7 protein-coding genes are annotated in these 4,612 nt (G+C 64.7%); all 7 read right to left on the bottom strand.

All coding sequences use genetic code 11. The annotated features are described in order from the left end of the window. The coding region (locus tag ABZD10_RS13870) for a pyridoxal-phosphate dependent enzyme (protein WP_372887354.1) at nt 1-470 on the bottom strand (470 nt) is incomplete at its 3' end. Between the two features lie 209 nt (nt 471-679). Next, on the bottom strand, nt 680-1,357 hold the full coding sequence (locus tag ABZD10_RS13875) for a phosphoribosylanthranilate isomerase (protein WP_372887356.1): 678 nt from the start codon (nt 1,355-1,357) through the stop codon (nt 680-682). A 78-nt stretch (nt 1,358-1,435) separates the two neighbouring features. After that, on the bottom strand, nt 1,436-1,786 hold the full coding sequence (locus ABZD10_RS13880; protein ID WP_372887358.1) for a lipopolysaccharide assembly protein LapA domain-containing protein: 351 nt from the start codon (nt 1,784-1,786) through the stop codon (nt 1,436-1,438). 3 nt (nt 1,787-1,789) lie between these two features. Next, entirely contained in the window at nt 1,790-2,071 is a 282-nt protein-coding gene (ihfB, locus tag ABZD10_RS13885; RefSeq protein WP_372887359.1) for an integration host factor subunit beta, read from the bottom strand. A 255-nt stretch (nt 2,072-2,326) separates the two neighbouring features. Beyond that, complete coding sequence (locus ABZD10_RS13890; protein WP_372887361.1) at nt 2,327-3,079, bottom strand: SDR family NAD(P)-dependent oxidoreductase; 753 nt, start codon at nt 3,077-3,079, stop codon at nt 2,327-2,329. A 77-nt stretch (nt 3,080-3,156) separates the two neighbouring features. Continuing rightward, entirely contained in the window at nt 3,157-3,579 is a 423-nt protein-coding gene (locus tag ABZD10_RS13895; RefSeq protein WP_372887363.1) for a hypothetical protein, read from the bottom strand. Nucleotides 3,580-3,659: 80 nt separating this feature from the next. Further along, on the bottom strand, nt 3,660-4,612 hold a 953-nt coding region (locus ABZD10_RS13900), incomplete at its 5' end, for a S1 RNA-binding domain-containing protein (protein ID WP_372887365.1).

Genomic DNA, 4,612 nt, shown 5'->3' on the forward strand with positions numbered 1-4,612 from the left:
ACGTTGGGGGCCTGGCGCTCGATGTCGGTCTCGCCCATGTAGACGACGCAGGGCAGGTCGAACAGGGCGCAGACCGTAGCGGTGGCGACGCCGTGCTGGCCGGCGCCGGTCTCGGCGATGATGCGGCTCTTGCCCATGCGCCGCGCCAGAATGATCTGCCCCAGCACGTTGTTGATCTTGTGGGCGCCGGTGTGGTTCAGCTCGTCACGCTTGAAATAGACCTTGGCGCCGCCGAGGGTCTCGGTGGTGCGCTCGGCGAAATAAAGCGGGCTGGGGCGGCCGACATAATGTTCCCAGAGATCGTCCATCTCGGCCCAGAAACTGGCGTCGGTCTTGGCCTTTTCATATTCGGCCTCGAGGTCGAGGATCAGCGGCATCAGGGTCTCCGACACGAAACGCCCGCCGAAATCGCCGAAACGGCCCTTGTCGTCGGGTCCGTTCATGAAGCTGTTGAAAAGATCTTCGGCCATCGTCCTGCCCTCTCTGCACCCGCGTTACCCTCTGCGTCAAATGGCTTTAAAACGCAGGCCGGATCGGGGCAAGTGCAAAGCGATTTTTAACACTGCAACCGCGATGTCGAATGCGCCGCCCCCGGCAGGTCGGGCCAGCAGCCGCGCCACATCGCGACTTTTCGCCTTTCGCGATGCCGCGCCGCGCGCGCCCGCGTCAATCACGCGCCTCAGCGCAGGATCGGCACGCCCTTGTCGGCGGTCGCCCCCGCCCCGGTCGCCGCCGCGACAAAGGCGCGGATCAGCGCCGCGTCCTTCACCCCCGGCGCGCTTTCGACACCGGACGAGACATCGACCTGCCGCGCCCCGGTCATCTTCACCGCCTCGGCGACATTCTCGGGCGTCAGCCCCCCGGCCAGCATCCACGGGCAGGGCCAGTACTTGCGGTTCACCAGCCGCCAGTCAAAGGCCAGCCCGTTGCCCCCCGGCAGCGCCGCGCCCCTGGGCGGCTTGGCATCGACCAGCAGCTGGTCGGCGACCGCGCCATAGGTCTGCAGCGCGCCAAGATCGGACTCATCGGCGATGCCCACCGCCTTCATCACCGGCAGGCCATAGCGGGCGCGCAGCTCGGCCACCCGCGCCGGGGTTTCCGCCCCGTGCAGCTGCAACAGGTCAAGCGGCACCCGGTCGACGATACGGTCGAGTTCGCCATCCGTGGCATCGACGGTCAGCGCCACCTTGGCCAGCCCCACCGGCGCCGCCAGCGCCAGATCGCGCGCCAGTTCGGTGGCGACGTGGCGCGGCGATTTCTCGAAGAAGACAAAGCCGGCATAGGCCGCACCGGCCTCGGCGGCGGCCACCACATGTTCGGGCCGCGTCAGCCCGCAGATCTTCACCCGGATATCCATGTCACCCCCATAGCGGCGCGGCGGGCGGATGGCAATCACCCGCCCCGGCCCCAGTCCGAGCGGGCCGCGAAAGGCCGCTCAGCCCGCCTTGTCCAGAAGCGCGATCACCTCGTCCTGCGCCTCGCCGCTGTCGCCCTTCAGCCGGCGCATCTCGCGCTGGGCCTGCTTCAGCTCTTTCTGGCTGCGGGACTTGGCCGAGCGGTGCTTGTGCTCGCGCAGCCATTCCCAGACAAAACCGATCAGCAAGCCAAATGCGATGCCGGCCAGGATCACCGCGTAAAGCGGCAGGGCAATGCTCTGGTTGACACCGACCAGATCGGCGATCGCTTCGGGAAACAGGTTCAGCGTGACGATGCCGCGATTGGCGATCGCCACCGAGATCAGGACGATCGCGAGCACGCCCCAAAAGGCATAGCGAATATAGCGCATGGCTTACTTTCCGTTGAGACGGTCGCGCAGCAGTTTTCCGGTCTTGAAAAAGGGAACATGCTTTTCCTCGACATGCACGGATTCTCCGGTGCGCGGATTGCGCCCGATACGCGCTTCGCGCTTCTTCACCGAAAAGGCTCCGAAACCGCGCAGCTCCACCCGGTCGCCGCGAGACATGGCGTCTGTGATTTCATCAAAGATCGTGTTCACAATCCGTTCGACATCACGCTGATAAAGATGCGGATTTTCATCGGCGATTTTCTGGATCAGTTCCGAACGAATCATATGGGTCTCCCTGGGCGTGCATGTCTTGTCGCTTGCATCCCGGGAACTATAGAAACAATCCCGGCAAACGGAAACAAATAGCGCCGGATTTTGGCAAGATTTCGCACCCCGGGCGGGTCGAAAACCCCATTTCAGCGGAACTTTGCTAATGCAGCGCCGCATAAGCCCGGCAGAGCGCGCCGCTGCAACGCAGAGAAGCCGTTGATTTGGAATGGAAAAGCGACCGTGGATTCGCGCCCTGTCACGGCCGGAAGTCTAGCGCCGTAGCGCCGGCAGCCCGACCCCGGTGCTCTGGAAACCGCCATCGGCGGCCAGCACCTGGCCGGTGATGAAGCTGGCCTTCTCGGAACACAGGAAACCGATCGCCTCGGCGATCTCGGCCTCGCTGCCATAGCGGTTCAGCGGCAGCGCATCATGATAGGCGTCGATGATCTCCTGCGTGTGCACCGCCATCGCCAGCTTGGTGCGCACCGGCCCCGGCGCGACGCAGTTGGCGCGGATGCCGTATTCGCCCAGCTCGGCCGCCTGCTGCATGGTCAGCTGCATCACCGCCGCCTTCGAGGTGCCATAGGCGACCCGCAGCGTCGAGGCCCGCAGCCCCGAGATCGAGGCGATGTTGACGATGGCGCCGCGGCTGGCCCTGAGCAGCGGGATCGCCGCCTGGCTGCACAGGAACACCCCGTCGAGATTGGTCGCCATCACCCGCCGCCACATGTCGAATCCGGTCTCCTCGATGGGGCCGAACTCGGCAACGCCGGCGTTGTTGACCAGCGCATCAAGCCGCCCCTTGGTGCTGCGCAGATCGGCAAAGGCCCGCGCCACCTCGTCGGGGTCCGAGACATCATAGGGCAAGGCAAAGGCATCGGGGATCCCGGCCACCGCCGCCATCAGCGCCGGACGGTCGCGGTCCCACATGCCGACCTGCCAGCCCTCGGCCTGCATCAGCCGGGCGGTCGCCAGCCCGATGCCCCGCGCCGCGCCGGTAATCACTGCCACTTTCTGGCCCATCTCTCGGCCCTTTCTCGGTTTCTGGTCCAGGGCTTTTCGCTAAGCCCTGCGCCTGCCTCGTCCCTGCCGGTCCTGCATCAGGATGCCTCGACCTCGGCTTGCCTTGCGATCTCGCGTGTCACCTCGAGCCCGGGGATCCGTGTCATGACAAAGGGCCCGCCGAAGGGGACGTCGGGCAAATTGATGCGCCAGCGCCCCTCGATCCGCCTGCCCCCGGCCGAAATATGTCCGGTGTAATGAATCGGATGCGCCCCGCCTCTTGGCTTGCCATGATAGGCCTTGCGGAAATGCAGCTCCAAACCGCTGCGCGACCCGCTGACCTCGGCGCGCAGCTCCGGGCCGGCATTTCTGGCGAATGTATTGGGCTCCAGCGTCTCGCCCCAGACCACACCGCCGACATCCGTCAGCCTCGCCGTGAAGGGCACCGCGTCCTGGCCGCCAAGCCCGTAGTCAAACACACCCGTCCAGTTGCCACTCAGATCCATGGCCACAGCTTCCATCGCGGCCCCCCACAGGTCAAACAAAAAGGCCCCCGCATCTGCGGGGGCCTTTGCATTTCCTGAGCGAAAGCCCGGCGAGATCAGTCGCCCGACTTGAGCGCCGCGCCGAGAATGTCGCCCAGCGACGCACCCGAGTCCGAGGAACCATACTGTTCGACGGCCTCTTTCTCTTCGGCGATCTCGCGTGCCTTGATCGACAGGCCGAGACGACGGGTCTTGCTGTCGACATTGGTGACGCGCACGTCGACCTTGTTGCCGACCGAGAAACGCTCGGGGCGCTGCTCTGCGCGGTCGCGCGACAGGTCCGAACGGCGGATGAAGGACTTCATGCCCTCGTATTCCACCTCGATGCCGCCATCTTCGATCGCGGTCACTTCGACGGTGATCACCGAGCCACGCTTCACGCCGCCAACGGCTTCGGCGAACTTGTCACCGCCCAGCGCCTTGATCGACAGCGAGATACGCTCTTTGTCGATATCGACTTCCGAGACCACGGCCTGAACCACGTCGCCCTTGCGGTAGTTCTGGATCGCATCCTCGCCACGCTCGTCCCACGAGATGTCGGAGAGGTGAACCATGCCGTCGATTTCGCCGTCGAGGCCGATGAACAGACCGAACTCGGTGATGTTCTTGACTTCGCCTTCGACCTGGGTGCCCTCGGGGTGGGTTTCGGCAAAGACTTCCCAGGGGTTGCGCATGGTCTGCTTGAGACCCAGCGACACGCGACGCTTGGCCTGGTCGATTTCCAGAACCATGATCTCGACTTCTTGCGAGGTCGACACGATCTTGCCGGGATGGACGTTCTTCTTGGTCCAGGACATTTCCGAAACGTGCACCAGACCCTCGACGCCGGGCTCCAGCTCGACGAAGGCACCGTAGTCGGTGATGTTGGTGACGCGGCCGGTGTGCACCGATTCCAGCGGGTATTTGGCGGCGACCAGATCCCACGGATCGTCCTGCAGCTGCTTCATGCCCAGCGAGATGCGGTGGGTTTCCTTGTTGATCTTGATGACCTGGACCTTGACGGTCTCGC

This window comes from Shimia sp. (assembly GCF_041624275.1).
Lineage (GTDB): Bacteria > Pseudomonadota > Alphaproteobacteria > Rhodobacterales > Rhodobacteraceae > Shimia.

What these genes read in the sequence shown, in the direction of transcription:
- ABZD10_RS13875 (WP_372887356.1), bottom strand. Translation starts at nt 1,357, where the DNA reads ATGGATATCCGGGTGAAGATCTGCGGGCTGACGCGGCCCGAACATGTG.
- ABZD10_RS13895 (WP_372887363.1), bottom strand. Translation starts at nt 3,579, where the DNA reads ATGGAAGCTGTGGCCATGGATCTGAGTGGCAACTGGACGGGTGTGTTT.
- ABZD10_RS13890 (WP_372887361.1), bottom strand. Translation starts at nt 3,079, where the DNA reads ATGGGCCAGAAAGTGGCAGTGATTACCGGCGCGGCGCGGGGCATCGGG.
- ihfB (WP_372887359.1), bottom strand. Translation starts at nt 2,071, where the DNA reads ATGATTCGTTCGGAACTGATCCAGAAAATCGCCGATGAAAATCCGCAT.
- ABZD10_RS13880 (WP_372887358.1), bottom strand. Translation starts at nt 1,786, where the DNA reads ATGCGCTATATTCGCTATGCCTTTTGGGGCGTGCTCGCGATCGTCCTG.